A 17,560-nucleotide genomic window follows, 5' to 3' on the forward strand; every position below is an offset into this window, starting at 1 on the left:
GTGACTCTACTTGTTACCCCCCAATGCTTTCTAAGTTGAAAGATTTACAATAGAGAAACCCTTGGCAAAGGCAGTTTAATTTTGTAAGTTTATCATGTTGATAATCTGATTCTATTCCTTTAAATATCAAACTTTTCAGCGAGTTATTTGATACGAAATTATATAGAGCTGAAAAGATAGAGTTGTTATTCATGTGGTTATACATGAATGTTTTATCAATTTTAACTCTATCCCACATGATCATTTTTAATATATTAATAGGTATATCTTCTGATGTGAAATTATCTAACCATAACTCATGGCCTTGCTCTTTTAGTAGAGTGATCGAATGTCTTGCATCATTATTTAAAGTACTTTCAATAAAATTATTAATTTCAAATGCTAATTTAATTTTACTTAAAGATATTATTTTTTTAATAAATTCATTATCAGATAATAAGCTGAATGGGCAATGTATTGATGCGATGATATTATCATGATTTATTATAGATTCATTTTTGTTTAACGCCTCTATCTTAATTAACATTAACTCTTTAAAAAAATCATCAGGTATAGAATCGAAAAACCTTTCAATATTCACATTGTTTTTAGAGTTGTGATTGAAATTAGAGGTTACTTCTAATGCAAATACCTTTCTATTTTTAGGGCTTACAATAGGTTGAGCAAGTAGGTCAAATTCTGCTGATGAATCATTTTCAATGTTTTTTATTATAACAGAATTATGATTTAGTGTTTTTATATAAGACATAACCGACTCCTGAAAAATTTTTTATTAAAATATTACTTGATACTGACTTAATGAACTGCCTTAAATTATGCACAGTTACATTTAATGAACTATCTGTGACTATTCTGTTAGACCAGACTGTTGTTACGATTAACTCTTTATCTATTACACAACCAGGATTTTTAAGTAAAAAATCGAGTAGTAACAACTCTCTTTTGCCCAATTTTTTATACTTTGATATGTCTAACTTACTGCCTATGTAAAAATACAAACCTGAATGTAGGTTTAGCTCTACACAGCCTATCTTTATATATTCTTTGGTTATAGTCTCATAATCGTTGATAATCCCCTCCTTAATACATACGTGACAGGTGGTCTCCTTTTGGTATGTTGAATTCATTTTATAGCAACTGAAATAATAATCATTATCAAATAATTATTATTTTATTAAATAACACTATTCTTAGTAAGATGTATTTCTTTTAGTAAAGTAATTTATTCTACGTGGGTGTGCGTATATTCCATCCCCATATGCTAACAATATGTCTGGATAAATTAATTAATATTTTTTTAATAAAATATTAATTTTTTAATAATTCTATATTCATGTATAAAGCAATTTTTTTAGGTATTGTTAAATTTATTGATGTAGTTTTACATCTCGAGATAATTGAAGTTATGTGATCTTATAGATAGGTAGTGATAGTGAAGATTTTTTATTGTAAACAGAAAGATAGTTATGTGCTTTCTTTTAAGAAATACATTATCCGTAGTGCCTTTCAGGCGATCGTGGATACAGATGAAAATATAATTGGCTATGAAGCATTATCTAGAATACACATTGATTCAAGTAGGCAGCAGGTCAGACCTGATATGTTTTTTTCCCTTTTAATGAAAGAAGAACGTTATCGAGACGTATCGTTTCTCATTAATAAGTTACATTTATTAAGTTATAGAAAATCTAAATTGTTCTCTAAAGAGAAAAAAATATTTTTGAATTTAACACCGGATTTTTTTGAACGCATTAGGTATCACCATGAGATAGCTAATGATGTTAATAACATGCTTAAAGAATTCGATATACTTCGATGCAATGTCGTCGCCGAAATTACGGAAGGGCATGCAGTTTGTAAAAAATCATTAGCGCTCGGCACTCAGTTATTATCAAAACACGGTTATAAATTAGCATTAGATGATTATGGTGATGCAGCCTCTGATTTTGAACGTTATGAAATGTGTAACCCTGAAATAGTAAAAATAAGTCGAGACTTTTTTTTGACGCAAAAAAAGAACCATAATTATGCAGAATTTAAAATTTTAATTGATACGTTTAAAGGTCGAGGTTCAAAGGTGCTGGTTGAAGGTGTTGAGTTATACGATGATTATAAAATTTTGTTGTCATTAGGTATTGACTATTTTCAAGGTTTTTACTTTCACAATCCAGAGTGCGTCTCTCCTTGTGTTTTGGTGGTATAATATGTCTTTTTTACTCACGTTTAAAATGCTCGTTCTAAGCTTTATTATCACCTTGTGTTCGCTTTTTTTTATGTTTAGCCGTAGTTATCAAGATGCTCATACCAATATTGAACATGAAATGTATCAAGCGAAAGAGATGGAAAGAATCAGCAACCTAATGATCCCTTATTTTCGAGGTGGTAATGGACTCGATTTTCTTGATATGTTTTGGAACAGTGGGATCTATAATAACCTCTATTTTGTTTACAAAAATGGGAATGTCCTTTTCAATGATCCGAGTGAAAATCCAACATTAATTTCTTTAGATATGAGGACTCGGATGTGGTATCAATGTGCGAAAAAAACAGGGGGCTCTTGCTTAAGTGATATCTATACTAATTTATTCTCTCCTCACGAGGATATGATTACTTATTCATATCCTGTTTATCGTGACGGTATTTTTTTTGGTGTTGGTGCTTTTGATATCCCGATTAAAAAAATAAGGGCAAATGTTGTTAGTGGTTTGACTATAACCCATATTGAGTTTGTCGGTTCGACATACAAAGTCTATTTTAAGATGAATGGAAATATGCTGGTGCATTTTTTTGTGTTTATCAGTTCAATATTTACCGTGCTAATGCTCTCGTGTCTATTGTATTTTCGTGTGATCAAAGTTCGACTTGGTCGTTATAAATATGATGGGTTAACAGGACTTCTAAGACGAGATTCATTTAAGACAAATAAAATTAATAATCAAGTGAAGTGTTTTTGTTTATTGGATATCGATAATTTCAAATATATTAATGATACTTATGGTCACTACATTGGCGATGATGCAATAAAATCTATTTCTCTATGTATAAAAACAACGATGAGCGATCGGGATGTATTATTTCGTTGGGGAGGGGAAGAATTTCTGGTTATCCTGAGAGCAGAGTCTAATACCAAGCGCGACATCGATGTAATTATGGAAAGATTGAGATTTTCCATTGAACATCTAGTAACAGATGGTGTTCCTCGTTTTACCGTATCGATTGGTTATCATGTTTTTTCTATTAGTGATTCAGTCAATGGCGCTATCAAGAAAGCGGATATCGCTCTTTATGCAGCTAAGAGGGCAGGACGGAACCAGGTTGTTTGCTATTCCCCGACATTAGATACTCTGTTTAAAAGTGTTAGCTAAACGTTACCGTTCCTAATGAGATAAATAACCGGTGATTACAGTTGTTACATTTTAATTTATATTCTTTTTTATGTGTTAAATTCCTTTCAATGAATGTTCTTTTGACTCTTAATAGGAAACCTTTTTCACCACATTTGTTACATTCTTTTTGAAACATTAAATATACCTATTTATCAACTTTAATAGGTATATTTAATCGTATTTATTCAAAGATGTAATTATTTTTTTATTAAGATAATGTTAATTTTATCTTTACCTATTTCACATATTCTTTGTATAAAGAACCATCAAGCTCCCCCTGAAATCTCTCTCTCAAAATTATACTCAAAAGAGCACTTATTGACGAATCATAGCAACTCAAAGATATGATTCACTAAACCACCATCGTTACACTGCTTATAATTAAATTCAATGTGAAAACAACCACTTGTTTCACGTGTCTTACATTCTTATATAACGTTACTATTATTCTATTGAGAGCTGATAAGGTCGAACTTAAAGTTTTTATCTCATTAAATTTAACCACATGAATGTAAGGAACGGTTATGAAAGGTGTACTAACTTTAGAACGAAATAAGACAGTGAGGAAGATGAAAATTGGTCACGTTGAAATTGACCTTTCAAGTGGTGTGATCAAGCATAATACACCACAGTTTAAATTCGATAGAATAGGTCGGAGGGAAGTTAAGTTACTTGAATTATTATTTGAGAATGAAAACGATATAATAAGTAAATTGATGCTATTAGACTTAGTTTGGGGAGAGCAGATTGTGACAGAAAATTCTCTGGCGGTAGCTATGTTTAATTTAAGGAAATTGTTAAAAAAGTATGATGAAAAAAATAAATACAGACTCATTAATGTCAGTGGTTACGGATATGGACTTTATAGTGATCGTCCGTAGATCATGTTATTCATCAAGGTTATTCACCAGCACATCAGGCTGAGCTTCGATGGTATTCAGAAATATGTCACGCTAGAAGGATGATGTAAAACCTTTACTTGATTGCTATATAAATTTAGATTCGTTAGACATTAGTATGGGACTTTACTGGTACTTTCACCTGATTAGACGCTGAATAATTAAATAATACGAGTTAGATACTGACATTTTATTGGTTAATTGATGTAAATTTATACTCAGAATTCAAAAGATAGTATGTCTCTTGATATTCTCAATAAATTGACCGGTATTCCGTTGTTGTGGCAGGAGCCACTAGAGAATACTTATTTTAGTTTCGCTAAATGGAGTTAGCACCAATGACTAAGAAGACACTTTCTAACAACATATCTCTACTTACTGTATCTGTGGCATTAGCACTGTCAGCGGGTACCGCTCAGGCTAGTATGGGGAATTTAGGCTCCACATTTGGTTTATCACCTGTGGATATTGCCTCTGCTCAATCTTTTTCTTTATTCAACTCACAATCATCAGCAGCGTATTACAATCCATCTGCGCTAGCCACAGCAGGTAAAGGTGAGATGTATGTCGGTTTATTATCAGCAACGCCTGATATGACTGCTGGTGAGCAAACATTTGATGAAGCAACGCAACCAATACTTGCTGGCATGAATGTTAATGTCACCAATCTATTTAATTTTTCTTACCCTATTTACTTTGGTTTGATTGCTGGCATTGAGAATTACGGTACCGAGATGATGGCATTTAGCTCGTCAACATCAGAAACGGGTCAGTTAGCCAATTATGGTGAGAAACCACTGTTTGTTGCAGCGTCGGGTTCGATACAAATTGTACCTGGTTTAACGATCGGTGGTGGTGCGCAAGTCTCTTTACATGCTGATGCGGCGATGAATTTAGAAAGTGAACTCGACGGTACTGCGGCGGGTAACGAGAGTGTCGCTGTTGCAGCGGAACCCGTGATTACGCCTATTGCAGGCATAACCTTAGATCTTGGCAGAATGATGTGCGGCAGCGATACAGCTTGCTCGGGAAATGGTATTACCTTTGCAGCCGCTTTCCGTGGTGAAAGTTATGGTCAAGCAAACATTAAAGCGGCAGCAACGATTACTCAAACTGTCACGGATTTACCCATTAACCTGTTAACGTATGATGCCTATCAGCCGGATATCATTTCTGCTGGTGTGCGTATTAAAGCGGGCATGGTTAGTTTTGCCTTCAGTGCAGAACAACAAAATTGGTCTGATTTAAATGAATTAATGTTAAACGACACGGTGAAAGACCAAGCCAGTGTGGGCTTTGAAGATATCATTATTCCACGCGCTGGTATGGAACTTAACTTTAACGATACCGTTAAAGTGATGGCGGGTGCAAGTTATGAGGTTTCACCACTAGACTCAGAAAAAGCCACATTGGATGTGAACTACTTAAGTGCAGATAAATTGGTTGTTGGTGCAGGTATATCATATTTTCATAAAGGCACGGGTTTAACGGCTTACCCTTGGCAGATTGACCTTGCGTATCAGTTACAAGTACTTGATCCAACAGATCACACTATCACGCATCAAGACAGCGCAAATAACTCCTCAGTTGAATTGGAAGGCACTGTATCAACGATTTCACTTTCATTCGCGACTAAGTTTTAAGGGGGGCTTATGCAAACAATTAATGCTCGTTTAAATACTTTCTTTAGCTCTTTTGTTAAGGGGAGTTTCGTAGCCTCGGCGATTGCACTTGCTGGTTGTGGTGTTGAATTACAAGAAAATGAACAAGCTGAAGTAGTCACGCTTACCGCTGAAGAAAGTCGTGCTGCATTAGCTGAGCGTCGAGCGCAAAGCCTATTTGACGCCCATGAGTTTTATTCATTCCCATCGAATGGTCAGGCTGATGTGGCGGTTAATACCTCGGTATTATTGTCATTTTCGCATCCGCTAGATACCTTCGCATCGCAAGTATTTAGCCTAACAGACAGTAAAGGTAACGTTGTTGAGGTGACCTCGGTTGAGGTGACTGAAAGTAGCTTTTCGATAGACCCTAATAATCCACCGACAAATGGTTTCGCTTTTAAACCAACACAAGCACTGAAACCTGGTGAGCAATACACAGTCACCTATACCATTGGTTTAATTAATGAAGCGGATGGTAATACGGAACTGATAGCGGAGCGTACAGCGCAAGATCCGCTCACCTTCACCACTCGGTTAGCGAAAGATTCTGCTATTTTTGCTTTGGATGCGGACGGTTTTTTCCCGAGCGATGAATTACCGTTTACGACGTTCACAACATTACGTCTACGCATGACCAATGACATTGATACTAAGACCTTAGTGGCTGGTGATACGTTTAAATTTCAAAAAGTAGGCACAAGTGAGCAAATTACCGGTGATTTGATTACCAAAGGTCGTTATGTCACTTTTGATCCGGCGATTGATCTTGATATTGATGCAAGCTATGAACTTATCGTCAGTGATGGCGTTAAAGACTTGGCTGGTAACAGTTTTGCGGGCTTAGAGAAAACCTTCACGGTATTAGATTCTGGCGAGCATGCATTTAAACCAATGAACGTCACCATGAATGATAATAACCAGGCATCGCCTTATTCTGGTGAACTGACCAATGCAGTAACGATTAAGTCGGTACTGATTGGTGGCAATGATACGACCTATGTTGACTCCGATTTAGTGACTGAACTAGCTAATTTAGGTAACTTTGATGACGCTGCGCCATTGGTTATTCGTAAAGGTTCTATTTTAAATAGCTCAAGCTTAACAGTGAAAGTTGGTGGTGAATTTCCGACTGGTTTCGATACCGGTAATATTCGGATGACTAATATTTCTGATGCCACGGGTTATTTAATTAATAACACCAGTTCTGATCATAAATATGCACCAAAGCAACTACACCTGCTCATGGATGTTGCTATGACTACCGATGGTTATGATGAAGGCGGTAAGTTAAATGGTAAAGCCAATGGTGGTTTAAGTCAGAATATTATGCATCTTGAATTGATGGGCACTGTGCGAACGGAAGGCGCGGCGATGATTATTGATGCGGTTAGTGAAATTGATGTGAAGATCTTAGGCGTTGATAATGCTTATGCGCAAGTATCATTCCACATGGAATCGTATACCGCTGATGAAACACCTGCGCCAGCTGTCGATATTCAAGCTCCTCAATTTCAATCTGCTTATCCGGGTGAGAGCATTACTCACTTTAGTTTAGGTGATAATGTTACGGTTACTTACAACGAACCACTTGAGTTATCGTCACTCCAGAACCTAGTGCTTAAAGATGAAAACGGTGATGCTGTTGAGACGTTTATTTCACAGGATGGCTCGTCTATCGTGTTTGATCCTATAGCAAGTTTATCTGCGGCAACGGATTACACCATCACTGGTAGTATTAAAGATTTAGCGGGTAACTCTGCATATGTGCAGCAAACATTTACCACGCCCTATAAAGCTCAAGCATTAAGACAAACATCGCCTATGGTTGAAGGTGCTGTTCCTGGTTACACTTGTGCTTTGGTTGACGCCAATTATGCTAATGATATTGCGGGTCGTTGTGCTGGCGGATTAGCTGATGATGATAAATTTAATATCTTTAGTTTACAGGCCGATCGTGACATCTTTATTGTTTTTAGCCAGCCAATCGACAAAGCAAGTTTAATACTGGGTAATAGCTGTAATAGTGGTTCATTCCGCGTCGAAGTTGTGAATAACGCTGGTGTTTGTCAGTCAACGGTACCGGGTGTGATGAAGTATGATAATAAGATCTTAACCTTCTCGCCAATGGATAATTGGCAAGATCAAGGTGCGAATGTTTATCAGTACTCGTTAATCTCACAGGATAATGCCACGCAAGCGCAAGTCGATTGTACTAATGGCTCTGCGATCTGTAGTGAAGCCGGTTATGCATTACAGACGACATTATTGAAAGAGTCGAGTGCTGAAGACCAAGGCGGTCCTGATATCCGCATTCCGTTTAGAGCTGCTCCTATCGATAAATTTGTATTTAACCCACTGATGATGCCGACGACGGATAGTAACCGTGATTACCGTTGGAATGAAGGCGCTGAAACGCTTACCAGTAACTATGCCAAATTAAGAGTTCAAGAGGGCAGTTTTGGTGGTTTACTGACAGCTGCTCAAACGGGTTGTGCTATTGGCACTAGCTGTGATGAAGATTATTCGAAGACTTTTATTAGTGCCTTTATGCCAACAGAAGTGGGGGAGTACGATGCTATTAATAATCGTATTCCAGTAACTATTCATGCTCAGCAGATGATCTCGTCAGATGTTTATGTACAAGCTAAATTAATTGGTGTTATCAATTCTGATACCCCGACGGGCACTATGATTATGCGTCCGCGTTACCCTACCGTTGATGGTAAAACAGTGGTGCCAACGGGTTATATTATTTGGAATGAAGAGACGCAGCAACTTAACTTTATTATTGAACTTAATGTATATATGGATTCGCCAAATATGCATGTAACCTTAGATTTATCGCATAACTTACACAGTTATCCAATCACGATGGATCTGCAAGGACCTATTGAGTTCTTAGATGATGGTCGTATGGAGATTAGTTTAAGTAATAAAAATAATATCGAGATTGATGTCAGTATTGGTGGTGGGAGTGCAACAATGACGCTTGAGCTCGTACCTGGTGCTGTTTCACTAAGACAGATATCGTTACCGATGAAGTAATGCTTGAATCGTTATTTAGATAATAACTAAAGGCCGCTCATTTTATTAATCGTAATGCGCGGCCTTTTGCTATTTCAATTTCAACCAACTTTTTCATTATTAATTTTTCAATGCTATTCGCTTAGCTAAGCGATGTAAATTGCCCACATCGATAGAAAGCTGTCTTGCAGTTGCAGCCCAGTTATTATTATTTTCTTGCAGTGCATTAGTGATTAACTGTCGTTGAAATTGTTCCGTTGCTTCGCGTAAATTATCCACGGGCATATTTGTCACTGCGAGTGCCGGTTGGTTTATCACATCTGTTACTTCAAATGGCGAATGCTTAACGTTCACATTATCAACTCTAAAATGCGCAGGTTGCAGTATCACTAATTCATCTTTCGCTTCTGCTTTGGCAAGAATAGCCGCACGATTAATGCTGTGTTCTAATTCGCGAATGTTCCCAGGCCATGGATAACTCATCAGTGTGTTTTGGCAAGCTAAACTTAAACTCAAATGGCTTAATTGCAACTTGCTGCGACAGCGTTCCATAAAGAAACCCGCCAATAATAAAATGTCCTCACCGCGTTCGCGTAAAGGCGACACCATAATGGGAAAAACACTCAGGCGATGATAAAGATCAGCCCTAAATCGGCCAGCAAGGACCTCTTCTTTTAAGTCTTTATTGGTAGCCGCTATGATACGTGTATCGACTTTTAAATTACGGTCATCACCAATACGTTGTAAATCACCATATTGTAGAACCCGCAGTAATTTTGCCTGTAAAGTCAGGGTTAACTCGCCAATTTCATCAAGAAATAGCGTCCCTTTATCGGCTAATTCAAATTTACCGCTACGGTTACTAATAGCACCCGTGAAAGCGCCTTTAACATGGCCGAACAATTCACTTTCAGCGATGGATTCAGGCAATGCAGCGCAGTTTAGATAGACCAGCGGTTTATCTGCTCGAGATGATTGCTGGTGGATTGCCGTTGCGACTAGCTCTTTACCTACTCCCGTTTCACCTAATATGAGCGCGGTCATGTCAGTACTAGCAACAACGCTGATTTCTTTTTTTAAGGCGTTAATTTGCGCTGATTGACCAATAATTTCAGTGTTACTTGGTGGTTGATGTGTAGCTGGATCTGACTCGGTCATGGTGCCTGCGACTTTTTCCAGTTTATCCATCAATAACGCAATGTTAAGTGTGGCGGCTGCTAGTGCGCTAACGGTACGTAACTCATCATTGCTGAAATTATCAAACTGGTGAGGGTTAAAACCATCGATAGTAAGGGCACCAATCAGGCGTTGATTGGCCATTAAGGGTAAGCCTACACACGCATGTACATGCAGATCACCTTGATGCGAAGTAATAAGGGCATCATAAGGGTCGGGCAGGTCGCTGTCTGCTGGGAACCTGACGACATCACCCGCTCTGGCAATCGCCTCTAATCTTGGGTGTTCATTGATATTAAATTGCCGACCTAACACATCTGCGCTTAGGCCATTAATTGCTAAGGGCTTGAAGTGCTGCCCTTTAAACTCTAATAGTGCTGATGCATCGCAGTTGAATAGCTTGCGCATGGTTGTTAATAAGCGCTCGAAGCGATCTTGACTGGAGATATTAGTCGTTAAATCTAAGGCGATATGGATAAGGTCTTTAGTATCATGCTGCATAGTCATAATCATATAAAATACTGTCTTATCGACAGTGTATAGTCATAATGACTATGTGTAAAGGAAGTCATTATGACAGTGTTGTTTTATTATTTTCTATTAAATCAACTGGTTAACTATTGGCACACTACGTGCAATTAAAGAGGTATATAAAATTTATTATTATTGTTTAATTGGGATTTAAAATGACTATACATGTAAAAAATAATATCTCTTGGGTTGGGCAGCGTGATTGGGAAGTACGTGATTTTCACGGCACTGAATTTAAAACTGAGAAAGGCACAAGTTATAATAGTTATCTGATTCAAGAGGAAAAAACGGTATTAATCGATACGGTTGATCACAAGTTTTGTTATGAGTTTATCCAGCAATTAGAATTAGAAATTGATCTTAATAAAATTGATTACATTGTTATTAACCACGCCGAAGAAGACCACGCAGGTGCACTCGCTGCCTTGTTAAATAAAATTCCTAATACACCGATTTATTGTACCGAAAATGCCATTGATTCAATTGTTGGCCACCATCACCAGCCAGATTGGAATTTCAATGTCGTGAAGACGGGCGACAGTTTAGATTTAGGTAATGGCAAGCAGTTGGTGTTTATTGAAACACCCATGTTGCACTGGCCTGATAGCATGATGACGTATATGACAGGGGATGCAGTACTGTTTAGTAACGATGCATTCGGTCAGCATTATTGCGATGAACGTTTATTCAATGATGAAGTTGATAGCAAAGAATTAATGGATCAGTGTCTGCGCTATTATGCCAATATACTTACGCCATTCAGTGCGTTGGTTACCGCTAAGATCAAAGAAGTATTAAGCTTTAATTTACCTGTTGATATGATTGCAACAGCACATGGTGTGGTATGGCGCGACAACCCAATTCAGATTATTGAGCAATACCTAACGTGGGCAGATAAATACCAAGAAGACCGTATTACTATTTTCTACGATTCAATGTCGAATAATACCCGGATGATGGCAGATGCCATTGCCCAAGGTATCCATGAGGTTGATAGTCAGGTTGCGGTGAAAGTATTTAATGTGGCGCGTCATGATAAAAATGAAATCTTATCCAATGCCTTTATTTCTAAAGGGGTGTTAGTTGGTTCTTCAACGATGAATAACGTGATGATGCCGAAAGTCGCAGGCATGCTTGAAGAGATCACTGGCTTACGCTTTAAAAATAAAAAAGCCGCTGCATTTGGCAGTTATGGCTGGAATGGCGGTGCTATTGACCGCATCGAAAGTCGCTTAGATGACGCTGGTTTTGAACGCTTCGGAAGTCTTAAAACGAAGTGGCGACCAGACGGTAAAGCAATATTAGCATGTCGTGAATACGGTCGTATGATTGCCAAAGAGTGGGCACTAACAAGCGCGCCTGTCGCAGATATATCTGCACTTGCTGCAAATCAAACTGTTCAGGATCAAATCGTACAACAAGCAGTACAAGAACCTGCAGTAGCATCACAGCAGCAAGCGACTACAAAGTCGATACCTGAAAACCCAGTTGTTCAATTTGATGTTGATAGCTCGATGTTATGTACAGTCTGCCAGTGGGTTTATGAGCCAGCGCAGGGTGAGCCGAATCAAGACGTCGCCCCTGGTACAGCATGGCCAGATGTACCGGAGTACTTCCTTTGTCCTGAGTGTGGTCTAGGCAAGGATGTATTCGAAGAGATAAAAACCAAGAAGGCGGTAGCATGATTGATGGTAATGAAAAATGTATTGTCATTATAGGCAGTGGTTTTGCTGCCTATCAATTAGTTAAATCAATTCGTCGTGCAAATCAAGAACAAGCGATAATGATCATTACAGCGGGCAGTGGTGATGATTACGTTAAGCCAGAATTGAGCCATGTATTTAGTAAAAAACTCACAGCGCAAGACATGGTCAAGCAAAGCGGCGCTGACTTTGCGGCTGAGCACAATATTACCTTGATGAAAAATACCTGTGTTGATGGCATTAATCGCACCGAAAAAACGGTGAGTTGTCAGGGAATCGAAATCGCCTACGAAAATTTAGTACTGGCAACTGGCGCGCAATCATTTTTGCCCTTTGTTGATGGGGATGCGGCTAACGACATTATTACCTTGAATAGTCTGGAGGAGTATCAACAATCACAAGCTAAATTGGCTGCGGCTAAATCGGTATTGGTGGTTGGTGCGGGCTTAGTGGGAACTGAAATCGCGATGGATTTAGCCATCGCCGATTATAAGGTGATATTAAGTGATCGCGCTGATGCATTATTACCAAGCCTATTACCTGAATTTGTGTCATCTCAGCTTTATCAAACGATGAGAAAGCAAGGGATTGAGTTACAACTGGGTAATGAACTCAGTTGCATGACTAGAATAGAGACTGGTATTGCGGTTAGCTTTAAAAATGGGCATTCCACCATGGTTGATATCGTGTTGTGTGCAGCAGGTCTAAAACCTAACACGGCATTAGCGAATGATGCGGGGTTAGTCGTTAATCGCGGTATTGTGGTTGATAAACAGTTAAGCACAAGTGATCCGCATATCTTTGCCATTGGTGATTGCGCTGAAATAGAGGGTAAACATTTAGCGTTTTTACAACCGATCATACTCAGTGCAAATGCGTTAGCGAAAACCCTCACCGGTTCGGTGACCGAGGTGATGCTTCCTGCAATGTTAGTTAAAGTGAAAACACCGCTATATCCAATCCAGCTTAGCGGCAATACCACGGCCAGTGACTCGCGTTGGCAAGTTGAATTGACTGCATCGGGAATGACGGCAAAGGCGTTTGATCGTGATGAAGTATTGATGGGGTTTGTGGTGACGCAAGCGAATATGCCTGAAGCGTTTAAGTTATTACGCTTGTTGCCTAAGGTGATGAACTGATATAACCATTGAACTATGCATTCTAAAAAAACAGCAGGTTTAAATTATAAACCTGCTGTTTTTCTCTCGCTAAATTGACTTATTATACTGTTCTCGATGCCATTGGATGAGTCGAACTAAGTTGGAGTAAGTCCCACAAATTACCATACAGGTCTTCAAATACCGCAACCGTACCATAATCTTGTTCTTGTGGTTCTCTGATGAATTTTATGCCATCAGATACCATTCGATTATAGTCTCGCCAAAAGTCATCTGTACTTAAAAACAGAAACACACGACCGCCGGATTGATTCCCGACGAAATCATCCTGTTCAGGTTTAGACGCACGCGCTAATAGTAAAGTGACGCCATTAGAACCGGGTGGTGAAACGACTACCCAGCGTTTATCTTGTTCTGCTTGATATGTATCTTCAATGAGTTCAAATTTTAGTTTATTGACATAAAAATCAATTGCTTCATCATAATCTTTAACAACAATAGCAACGTGTATTATTGATTGTTTCAATCTTGTATTCCTTCATATTCAAGTCGATAATTTTAACTTAATCTCACTTTAAGTAGCGGTTTTCTAAATGACGTCTAAAGTGCAACGGGTTTAATGTTTCCCCCGTTGCTTGTTTGACTAAATCATTAGTGCTTAACAAAGACGCATTTTGCCAAATGTTGGTTTTAAGCCAAGTGAAGATTGGTGATAAGTCGCCGCTAGTAATGATTGCCGAAACATCCATCTCTTGCTTAATCGTCGTCATAAACTGCGCTGCATACATAGCGCCTAGTGTATAAGACGGGAAGTAACCAAAGCTGCCGTCGGTCCAATGCACATCTTGCATGCAACCATTACGGTAATTTCCTTTCGTATTCACGCCTAAATATTGTTGCATTTTAAGCGCCCATAATTCAGGGATGTCATCTACTTCGATATCGCCATTCATTAATGCTTGTTCAATTTCATAACGCAGCATCACGTGCGCAGGGTAAGTCACTTCATCGGCATCAACACGGATGAAATCAGGCTTCACGCGGGTATAACACTGGCTCAGGTTCAGAGGGTTATAAATAGTGGTATCTGTGCCACCGAATGCTTGTTTAATTTCAGGTGTTAGTAAGGTTAAAAACTCTTCGCTACGACCTAATTGCATTTCAAATAACAGACTTTGGCTTTCATGAATACCCATTGAACGCGCTTGGCCCACAGGTAAGTGGTTCAATGCTGTTGGTAGCCCTTGTTCATAACGCGCGTGACCGGTTTCATGAACCACACCCATTAAACTTTGCGTGAAATCATCTTCTTCGTATCTCGTTGTGATCCTAACATCAGAAGCAACACCACCACAGAATGGGTGCGCAGATACATCAAGACGACCGTGGTTAAAATCAAAGCCTAAAATACCCATCGTCTTCAAACCGAGTTGCTGCTGTGCTGCAATCGGGAAGTGGCCTGTTGGCAGGATGACGTTGTCTGATTTTTGTTTTTCTTGTGCTGCTTGAGTTAGCTCTGGCAACCATGACTTTACATCATCAAAGATCGGATCAAGCTGTGCACTGGTCATGCCTGGTTCATATAAGTCCATTAAGGCATCATAGTTGCTGCAGTTGTTTGCTTGTGCGCGAATACTGGCTTCTTCACGTGATAGCTCAACGACTGTTTTTAAGTTCTTAGCAAAGCCTGCCCAATCATTTTCTTTACGCTGGGTACGCCAAGCATGTTCACATTTAGAACCTGCTAACGATTGAGCTGAAACTAATTCTTCAGGCACGATGTTAGCTTGTTGCCAGCTGCGGTCAATCTCCGCTAAGCTCGCCTGTTGTTCTGTCGATAATTGATCTGACTGCGCTTGTTTAATTAAGTCGGCAAGTTGTGGCGCTGTACTTTGCTGGTGGATCATAACGGCTAATTCAGCCATGGCTTCAGAGCGAGCTTCGTTACCGCCTGTAGGCATCATAGCTGCTTGATCCCAACCACAAATAGACGATAAATGGCTTAGATTATGGATTTTTTTAAAATGTTTAGATAGCTGTTCATAGGCTGATTTTGTTGTCATGTTTATTCCAAAGTAAGATAAGAGGGAAGGAAAAATGCTAACCAGATTTGGCTCTAATATAGGTTTAATATAAGGTCTAACACAGTGCTTAACACCCTAAAGGGTAAATTTTTTTTAGCAAGGCAAATAAGTCGTCCTGAAAGCACGCTTAATATGGTCATACTTACCCATGCTTAAGGTAAAGCCTCTTTAAAACGCGGTTTAATCATGCCTTTAACGTTTGTCTGTAGCGTGAAAATACAACCTGATAATGGCGATGCTGCGCGCTCACTTGCAGACATTTTTTCACGCCCCGACGTGATGAAAAGCGTCTTCATATCACTGCCACCGAAACAGACCATGGTCGGATTTTTAACGGGGATTGGATATTCAGCTAAAATATCGCCGTTGGGTGAGATGCGAATAACTTTAGCACCACTAAACATCGCAACCCAGTAGCAGCCCTCTACATCCATCGCAGCGCCATCTGGGCGACCGTAATCAGGTTCAAAGTGTTTGAATATTTCTCTGGTGCCTGCATTACCTAATTCATCGAGGGGTGTGCGATACATGACTCGGTTTGGTGTGTCTGTTGTATACATCCATTGCCTATCAGGACTAAACGCCAGACCATTAGCACCTAGGATATCAGCGTGTATGACTTTGGTATTTAAATCTGCATCAACGCGGCATAACAAGGCACCATTAAAGTCCTTCGGTGACCAGTATGTGCCAGCATAAAATCGACCTAGTGGATCTACGCCACCATCATTAAAGCGAGCCAGCACTGGATTGTTTGGGTTATCGCACACTTTTTTATTTAATTGTCCATCTGCATCGGTTAAATAGATCCCCGTGCGCATCGCACAAATAAAACCGCCTGATTCTCTGAGCGCAAAGCTGCCCACTTCTTCAGAAAAATTGAGTACGTGATGTTTTTTGGTTAATAGATCATATCGATGTATTTGTTTCTCTAAGATATCTGTCCAATATAAACTTTGGCTTTGTGCACACCATGTTGGGCATTCAGGTAAGTGTCCATTGTAATCAAATAACAGGTTTATATTATTCATATTCAGGTACCTTGTGTTGATGGTTATCGTTATGCTCGTGGTTGTGCTGATAGCGTTAATGCGTGCAGGTATTAACCTGATTTAGCTAAGATCCCATCCAATACGCGAAACGGTAAAATGCGTTTTAACAAGGCAAATAAGTAGGTTGGAAACGTCACGTAATAGCGTACCTTAGGCCTGTTACTTTCAATCGCGTGAATCAATGCTTTAGTTACGGCTTCAGGCCCTAGCGTAAATTGATTGCTGACATCTTTTTTACCTAGACGCTCTATTTGCTGTTGATAGTCTTTACTGTGAACGCTGTTTGCAATATTAATGTGCTCTTTAAAGGCACTTAATGCATTAGCGCGAAATTGACTGACAATGGGTCCAGGTTCAATTAATGATACCTTGATTGGTGAATCTCGCAGCTCTAAGCGTAGGGTATCAGTTAAACCCTCAATGGCGAATTTGCTGGCGTTGTATGCGCCGCGATATTTCATTGCGACTAAACCAAGTACAGAACTATTTTGGATGATGCGACCACGGCCATTTGCGCGCATTAATGGGATGATTAGCGTGGTTAACTCGTGCCAACCAAATACATTGGCCTCAAACTGTTTACGCAGTGCATCGGTTGGTAAATCTTCGACTGCGCCGGGCTGACCGTAAGCGCCGTTATTAAATAGGACATCTATCTTGCCATCGGTAAGCTGGGTTATATGGTTGACCGCGGTGGTGATCGATTCTGTCGAGCTTAAATCGAGTTGTACACTTTCAAAACCTTGTGCTGTTAAGGCCGTTACGTCAGCAGGCTTTCTTGCGGTTGCAAATACGCGATAGCCAGCTGTTTTAAGTGTCACTGCTGCGTGATAGCCGATCCCTGTTGATGCGCCTGTTATTAATACCGTTACCATTCAATTGTTCCTTTGCACTCTTTTTTACGCTAATCATTTTAAGTTATT

At 39.2% G+C, this 17,560-nt stretch carries 14 protein-coding genes; 7 read left to right on the forward strand and 7 right to left on the reverse strand.

The features are described from left to right. Positions 1-13 precede the first annotated feature (13 nt). Together JFU56_RS09435 and JFU56_RS23235 are read right to left on the reverse strand one after the other, a co-directional pair. Positions 14-748 (reverse strand): EAL domain-containing protein, encoded by a 735-nt coding sequence (locus JFU56_RS09435; protein ID WP_198437040.1) that lies wholly within the window; start codon positions 746-748, stop codon positions 14-16. Continuing rightward, positions 720-1,127, reverse strand: coding sequence for a helix-turn-helix domain-containing protein (locus JFU56_RS23235; protein ID WP_198437041.1), 408 nt, complete (start codon positions 1,125-1,127; stop codon positions 720-722). The genes JFU56_RS09435 and JFU56_RS23235 overlap by 29 nt, the downstream gene beginning before the upstream one ends. A gap of 341 nt (positions 1,128-1,468) precedes the next feature. On the opposite strand from JFU56_RS23235, the gene JFU56_RS09445 reads away from it, so the two are divergent. The 5 genes from JFU56_RS09445 to JFU56_RS09465 all read left to right on the forward strand — a co-directional run bounded on the left by JFU56_RS09445 (position 1,469) and on the right by JFU56_RS09465 (position 8,994). Continuing rightward, positions 1,469-2,203 (forward strand): EAL domain-containing protein, encoded by a 735-nt coding sequence (locus tag JFU56_RS09445; protein WP_256432389.1) that lies wholly within the window; start codon positions 1,469-1,471, stop codon positions 2,201-2,203. Between the two features lies 1 nt (position 2,204). Then, positions 2,205-3,365 (forward strand): diguanylate cyclase domain-containing protein, encoded by a 1,161-nt coding sequence (locus JFU56_RS09450; RefSeq protein WP_198437043.1) that lies wholly within the window; start codon positions 2,205-2,207, stop codon positions 3,363-3,365. Positions 3,366-3,910: 545 nt separating this feature from the next. Continuing rightward, positions 3,911-4,267: a winged helix-turn-helix domain-containing protein gene (locus JFU56_RS09455; protein WP_198437044.1), complete on the forward strand. Its 357-nt coding sequence runs from the start codon at positions 3,911-3,913 to the stop codon at positions 4,265-4,267. Positions 4,268-4,623: 356 nt separating this feature from the next. Further along, positions 4,624-5,928 carry an OmpP1/FadL family transporter gene (locus JFU56_RS09460; RefSeq protein WP_242065929.1) on the forward strand — a complete coding sequence of 435 codons (1,305 nt, stop codon included), beginning with the start codon at positions 4,624-4,626 and terminating at the stop codon, positions 5,926-5,928. Between the two features lie 9 nt (positions 5,929-5,937). Next, positions 5,938-8,994 carry an Ig-like domain-containing protein gene (locus tag JFU56_RS09465; protein ID WP_198437046.1) on the forward strand — a complete coding sequence of 1,019 codons (3,057 nt, stop codon included), beginning with the start codon at positions 5,938-5,940 and terminating at the stop codon, positions 8,992-8,994. 99 nt (positions 8,995-9,093) lie between these two features. On the opposite strand, the gene norR is transcribed toward JFU56_RS09465, so the two are convergent. Continuing rightward, a complete protein-coding gene (gene norR / locus JFU56_RS09470; RefSeq protein WP_242065930.1) occupies positions 9,094-10,662 on the reverse strand; it encodes a nitric oxide reductase transcriptional regulator NorR in 1,569 nt (522 codons plus the stop codon). A gap of 173 nt (positions 10,663-10,835) precedes the next feature. Here norR and norV point away from each other — a divergent pair, with 173 nt between their 5' ends. Next, on the forward strand, positions 10,836-12,365 hold the full coding sequence (gene norV / locus JFU56_RS09475; RefSeq protein ID WP_198437047.1) for an anaerobic nitric oxide reductase flavorubredoxin: 1,530 nt from the start codon (positions 10,836-10,838) through the stop codon (positions 12,363-12,365). Beyond that, positions 12,362-13,522, forward strand: a complete 1,161-nt coding sequence (norW, locus tag JFU56_RS09480) for an NADH:flavorubredoxin reductase NorW (RefSeq protein ID WP_198437048.1) — start codon at positions 12,362-12,364, stop codon at positions 13,520-13,522. Before norV ends, norW begins: the two co-directional genes overlap by 4 nt. An 82-nt stretch (positions 13,523-13,604) precedes the next feature. On the opposite strand, the gene JFU56_RS09485 is transcribed toward norW, so the two are convergent. The 4 genes from JFU56_RS09485 to JFU56_RS09500 all read right to left on the reverse strand — a co-directional run bounded on the left by JFU56_RS09485 (position 13,605) and on the right by JFU56_RS09500 (position 17,512). Further along, positions 13,605-14,027, reverse strand: coding sequence for a VOC family protein (locus JFU56_RS09485; protein WP_198437049.1), 423 nt, complete (start codon positions 14,025-14,027; stop codon positions 13,605-13,607). A gap of 43 nt (positions 14,028-14,070) precedes the next feature. Then, a complete protein-coding gene (locus JFU56_RS09490) occupies positions 14,071-15,564 on the reverse strand; it encodes a carboxypeptidase M32 (RefSeq protein WP_198437050.1) in 1,494 nt (497 codons plus the stop codon). Between the two features lie 173 nt (positions 15,565-15,737). Next, a complete protein-coding gene (locus JFU56_RS09495; protein WP_198437051.1) occupies positions 15,738-16,616 on the reverse strand; it encodes an SMP-30/gluconolactonase/LRE family protein in 879 nt (292 codons plus the stop codon). Between the two features lie 71 nt (positions 16,617-16,687). Beyond that, entirely contained in the window at positions 16,688-17,512 is an 825-nt protein-coding gene (locus JFU56_RS09500; RefSeq protein WP_198437052.1) for an SDR family oxidoreductase, read from the reverse strand. Positions 17,513-17,560: the final 48 nt, after the last annotated feature.

It is taken from the genome of Moritella sp. F3 (genome assembly GCF_015082335.1).
Taxonomy (GTDB): Bacteria; Pseudomonadota; Gammaproteobacteria; order Enterobacterales; family Moritellaceae; genus Moritella.

What these genes read in the sequence shown, in the direction of transcription:
- JFU56_RS09435 (WP_198437040.1), bottom strand. Translation starts at nt 748, where the DNA reads ATGTCTTATATAAAAACACTAAATCATAATTCTGTTATAATAAAAAAC.
- JFU56_RS23235 (WP_198437041.1), bottom strand. Translation starts at nt 1,127, where the DNA reads ATGAATTCAACATACCAAAAGGAGACCACCTGTCACGTATGTATTAAG.
- JFU56_RS09450 (WP_198437043.1), top strand. Translation starts at nt 2,205, where the DNA reads ATGTCTTTTTTACTCACGTTTAAAATGCTCGTTCTAAGCTTTATTATC.
- JFU56_RS09455 (WP_198437044.1), top strand. Translation starts at nt 3,911, where the DNA reads ATGAAAGGTGTACTAACTTTAGAACGAAATAAGACAGTGAGGAAGATG.
- JFU56_RS09460 (WP_242065929.1), top strand. Translation starts at nt 4,624, where the DNA reads ATGACTAAGAAGACACTTTCTAACAACATATCTCTACTTACTGTATCT.
- JFU56_RS09465 (WP_198437046.1), top strand. Translation starts at nt 5,938, where the DNA reads ATGCAAACAATTAATGCTCGTTTAAATACTTTCTTTAGCTCTTTTGTT.
- norR (WP_242065930.1), bottom strand. Translation starts at nt 10,662, where the DNA reads ATGATTATGACTATGCAGCATGATACTAAAGACCTTATCCATATCGCC.
- norV (WP_198437047.1), top strand. Translation starts at nt 10,836, where the DNA reads ATGACTATACATGTAAAAAATAATATCTCTTGGGTTGGGCAGCGTGAT.
- norW (WP_198437048.1), top strand. Translation starts at nt 12,362, where the DNA reads ATGATTGATGGTAATGAAAAATGTATTGTCATTATAGGCAGTGGTTTT.
- JFU56_RS09490 (WP_198437050.1), bottom strand. Translation starts at nt 15,564, where the DNA reads ATGACAACAAAATCAGCCTATGAACAGCTATCTAAACATTTTAAAAAA.
- JFU56_RS09495 (WP_198437051.1), bottom strand. Translation starts at nt 16,616, where the DNA reads ATGAATAATATAAACCTGTTATTTGATTACAATGGACACTTACCTGAA.
- JFU56_RS09500 (WP_198437052.1), bottom strand. Translation starts at nt 17,512, where the DNA reads ATGGTAACGGTATTAATAACAGGCGCATCAACAGGGATCGGCTATCAC.